Raw genomic sequence first — 4888 nt, 5'->3', positions numbered from 1 at the left:
TATTGCCGGAAAAATCATCGAACTGTAAGTAAATCAAGGATGTCACTTGTGCCAGTTTTTTTTATAAATGGAAGGGGTTCAATTGACGCTTCGCTTAACTAGACTAGGGAGCCGGATGATATTCGATATCCGATTTCAGAGATTCCACTGTAATCCTGCCCTCACCCACCGGCCCGGAATTTGAGCTCCCAGGATCTCCTGGTAATCGGTATCGAGCAGGTTATGCAACTTCATGTAAAAACTGACCCTGTTTTTTGAAAACGGCATCGCTTCCACTTTCAGGTGATTTAAAAAATAGTCGAAACGGCTTGGTAAAATAGCCTGGCGCTAAGTCATTGAATGTAATTAACTAACCAGAAGATGTTCGCTGGAATTACGTTGTTATTGGGCGTTATTTAATAGAACTGAATACTATTTTAACGGTTTGAATATGGTGTGTTTAGAATACTAATATTCAATTCGTCCGATACTCTTCTGTCTTCCTTGTTTGTGAGTATCTTCATTTTTAGTATTGTCTGCCTAATGCATTTCATATTTTTATATCCAGTTTTAATTCTTTAAAAACTATTCGTTGAAAACGTACTTAATTCCATCAGCATAAGATATCGGATAAGTATTTTCATAATCGCTTTTAGAGTATTCAACTGATTCAAACTGCAGCCACTTATATTGAGCCTCTTTTATAACATTAATCAGTTTGATGCATAATTCCCGATTATTACTTGTGGAAAAAGAAAAGTGGAGTTTTTTATACGATTTATTTTCTAGAAAATTATTTTTTTCAATTAAGTCTAAAATGGCTGATGAGTATTTTGGCGATGGATCGGTAACTATAAAATTATCAAATACAGGGTTTTCATAATTTTCATGAAATAGAGCCATAAGTACTACACCGGATTCACTTCCTTTGCCAATAAATGTTCGGGAGGAATTATTAGTGTAAAAACTATCAACGTAGATTGATAAATCTTTAAAAATAGTATAATGATCTTCAAATTTATCAGGTTCTGCGTCAATTTCCAGTATGCCATCTAAAGAGACAACCAAAGCTTCAATACCTTTTAATTGATTTACTCCCTCTATCACTTTTTCAAACTCATCGGTGGCTAATTTAAAATGCTGCTCTGTAAAATCAATTAAAAAGATCGATGGTAGATCCTTGATAGTATTATAAGAGGGCGGCAAATAAATTTTACCTTTCATTTTCTTTCCATTAGACGTAAAGGTGAAAATTTCAATTTTTGAAGAAGTTGTATCAGCCATTGATTTGAATATATTACCAGCTATTACAAATGGGGTAACCCCAAACATCAAAATTATAAGACCAAAGAGAAGCTTGATTTTTATACGCATGAATTGATCATTTTTTTATTATGCTGAATTGAATTACTACTTTTCAACAAGCCATTTAAACCTTTTTACAGATGCAAGTCCCTCAATTTTAAGCACGTCTTCATAGATTGGTGTATTCTCATAATTAGCCTAACCTTTCCATCTTTTAATAATTTTTTCCTTTCTAAACATCTAATTGCAATTTAATTCTTTGAAATTGGCTACATCATTGGCATAATACTAACATTGTCGAGGTTATTAGTGCTATGCATGTTAATGTTACTCATGTTGTCATTAAATACTTCTTTTGTATGTTAATCGGTATTATTTAATGGCGAGTGATGCTCATGAACCATTTTCCACCCGTCTTTAGTGTTGACAAAGAGTAATGTGATTTGATCATTAACTACAACCACATCCTCACCAAATTTCAAATGAAAATCGGAGTGAAAGGTTAGATTTGCCACGTCACCATAAACGGCGATCTGTAAATCGTTAGCATCGAACTTCAGTACTTCAGTTACAGATCCAAATACATTTCGTTCATGAGCCTCGTTTGCAACATCGCCATTTCTCAGCTCTCCATTTTTAAATTCAGTAAACTTTGCACCATAGGCATGAAAAGAAATTAGTTTATCTAAATCTTTATCTTTTATGCTTTGTGCTATGGCTCCAAAGGTTTCCATTACTTCCTGTTTTGCTTCAGGGAATTCATTATTAATCAGGTCAATTGGGATGTTGTTTGATTGAGCGGTACAACTTGTTGTAAAAGTTCCCAGCAAAAGAATGCAAAGCAGTGTGATTTTTGATTTCATTATAAATGATTTAAGAGTTAATAAGTCAGTATAGAACAGATTAGCCTGTATCTAAGACTTGATTGCACCCAACATGGTGAGAAGTGAACAAGACTGCATAACAGGTATGTTGCAGTTTTGATAAATTTTGTTCAAGTGTTGAATCTATGGTGCAGATCCTTCAAATGATGTTGAAAATGTTATTTAGGGAAGTAGTTTTCTCAGGAAGTTTTTATTGGCAAACCAATACCGGTAAATCCAACCTTACGGTACAATTCTTTGTATCGAAGATCACCTCTTATTGGAGCCAGAAGGGGCTCTTCACGTAACCATGTCATTTCAACTTCATGCCTTTCGTAAGATTTTTGCAACCATGTAAAAGCCTTTTCATAATCTTTCAACGAGCTATAGTACATTGCAATAAACCAAGCAGGACTGCCTGATGAGCCATTGTTGTACTCTTCAAAAAGTTGAGCAAGGTATTTGTCCTTATTTTTTGAGTCTCCATCCATTTGTGCAAATGTGGCATTCAGCCACATCAGGATTGGCGGATAATCGGAAAATTGAGATTGAATTTTCTCCAGTTGTATTTTGGAATTTTCGTACTCTCCCAGATAGAAAAATAATTTTGCAGATTCCCTTAGGTAAAACCAATTGTCGCTATATAAACTGTTCGTGCTTTCAAGCAAGTCTAACGCATCGTCTGACCTGCCAAGTAACATTAAAGCCTCTGCCTTAAAGCAGAATGCAGGTCCAAAAGCAGGATTAATTAATATAAGCTCATTCATAGCACTTATGGACTCTAAATATCTTCCAGTTTTTATAGCGTAATCGGCATTAATAGAGGGTGTGTCGTCGTAAAAGAAATCATTTATCATCTTTTGATAATATTGTTCAACCAATCGAAAATTCCAGTCGTAGTAAAAATATCCGGAGTAGAGCTCTTCTTCTACAGCCCTATTATCAGGATCAATTTCCAATGCTTTTTCCAGTAAAAGTTTTGCATTCTGCCATGCAACTCTTTGATCAAAAATTCCCCAAACCAACCCTCCAAAGCTCCAGACCCTTGCTTCGCTGGTATACGCTTCTACAAAATCCGGGTCTATTTCAATTGATTTTCCGTAGAGTTCGATAGCATTTTTGTAGGATTCCGCGTTTGCTTTATTTCGCTGAAATTCTGCTTGGAGAAAGTATGAGTATGCTTGTTTACTTCTTGTTGGTGCTCTTTGAATATCAGCCAATTCATATTCTGAAATGGTTGCCATCATATTTTTGGCGATTGCTTCGACCACTTCGGCCTGCATTATGAAAATCTCATCGCTATTCCACTCTTTTGTATATTCTTCTGACCATAGATGAACATTCGAACGGCCATGAATCAGTTGCAGGTTAATTTTGATTTGGCTGCCGGATATTTGAAGATTACCTTGCAAGAGATGTGCCACTCCCGACTCTGCAGCAATTTCTTGAATGGTTTTATCGGTTTGTTTGTATTTCAGGGCTGAGGTAAAAGGAATCACTTTATCAATAGCATCGATCTTTGTGAGCCTTGATATGATTGCATCCGTCATTCCATCAGAGATATACTCCAAATCAGCGGTTCCAGTCCAGTTTTTTATAGGCAATACAACAATCGATTTCTCATCAATTGCTTGTTCATTATTAAAAATTACTTCGTTCTGGTTTGCATCCGATACATAGAAGTAGAAGGTTATAATCAACAATGTTGATGCTAAAAAGACTGTCCAGGCCAATTTTTTTTGTGTGTAATTTATACTGCCTGCGGCATTTTCACTGCGTATAGGATGGTCATTATTATGGCCGTTTCTGGATTTGGCTTCCCCTGGCGTGAATCCATAGTACTTATGGAAACAGGTGTTGAAGTAAGTCGGGCTACTAAATCCTACTCGAAATGCAGTTTCAGAAGCTGTGATATCTTCATCCCCGAGTATCTTAAGTGCTTTTTTCAGCCGGTGCTCTCTGATGAATTGGCTTGTTGAAATGCCAAAATTTCGCTTTATTTTCCGATGAAGGCTAGATCTGCTCATTCCGACTACTTTCGCCAGACTTTCTACACCGAATTGGTCGTTGTTAAGATTGGCATCAATCTCTTTTGTCAAGATCTCGATAAGAGTTTCTTTTGATGCTTTTTTCTTTAAATCTTTATCAAGATTATTTTCAGAACTCATTCACAAATCTGATTTCATGGATAATGAGTATAAGTTAAACATAGAAAAATATGTTGCTTGCCTGCCAATCATTCACAGTGCTTCATGAAATAAAAAAAGAGTTATATCCGTGCAGACCGTAATTAAGAAATTGCGCTGTTTTATGAACATGACGCTAATTTTATTCGACTGATCTTTGTCTTTAGCTAAAGTTGCCATTATAAATTGTATTGGCAATATGGACATAGGGGGGTTAATAACAAAGTATGTATGTTAACTTATCCAGAAGATTCCCTCTTTGCATTCTAAAACCATGTCTTTGTAGATGTGTTGCCAATCAATTCATCTCATTGAATGGCCATGAAACCAAAAATATCTCACCTTAGGGTTTAATGTCATTTTGCATTGTTCACAAAATAGTAAGTAGTAAAACTAAAATAAGATGATATCCGATTGGCGATATCCGAAATTTAATATTTGATCTGAGGTACAACCCTACTCATCCGATGACTCCCCAAAACTGACGCAAGTGTTAAATCCGGTATTTCAAAGTAAAGATTGGAATTATGCAGAGTTTTATTGCCGGAAAAATCA

Annotated in this window: 3 protein-coding genes; all 3 read right to left on the bottom strand. The window is 35.6% G+C overall.

What is annotated here, in order from left to right:
- Positions 1–564: 564 nt before the first annotated feature.
- Positions 565–1353 carry a hypothetical protein gene (locus L6773_RS20920; RefSeq protein WP_237856624.1) on the bottom strand — a complete coding sequence of 263 codons (789 nt, stop codon included), beginning with the start codon at positions 1351–1353 and terminating at the stop codon, positions 565–567.
- Between the two features lie 293 nt (positions 1354–1646).
- Positions 1647–2147 (bottom strand): YybH family protein, encoded by a 501-nt coding sequence (locus tag L6773_RS20915; RefSeq protein ID WP_237856623.1) that lies wholly within the window; start codon positions 2145–2147, stop codon positions 1647–1649.
- A gap of 200 nt (positions 2148–2347) precedes the next feature.
- Positions 2348–4315 (bottom strand): helix-turn-helix domain-containing protein, encoded by a 1968-nt coding sequence (locus L6773_RS20910; protein WP_237856622.1) that lies wholly within the window; start codon positions 4313–4315, stop codon positions 2348–2350.
- Positions 4316–4888 lie beyond the last annotated feature (573 nt).

This window comes from Rhodohalobacter sulfatireducens (genome assembly GCF_022012475.1).
Lineage (GTDB): Bacteria > Bacteroidota > Rhodothermia > Balneolales > Balneolaceae > Rhodohalobacter > Rhodohalobacter sulfatireducens.
This window is presented reverse-complemented; position numbering and strand designations above follow the sequence as displayed.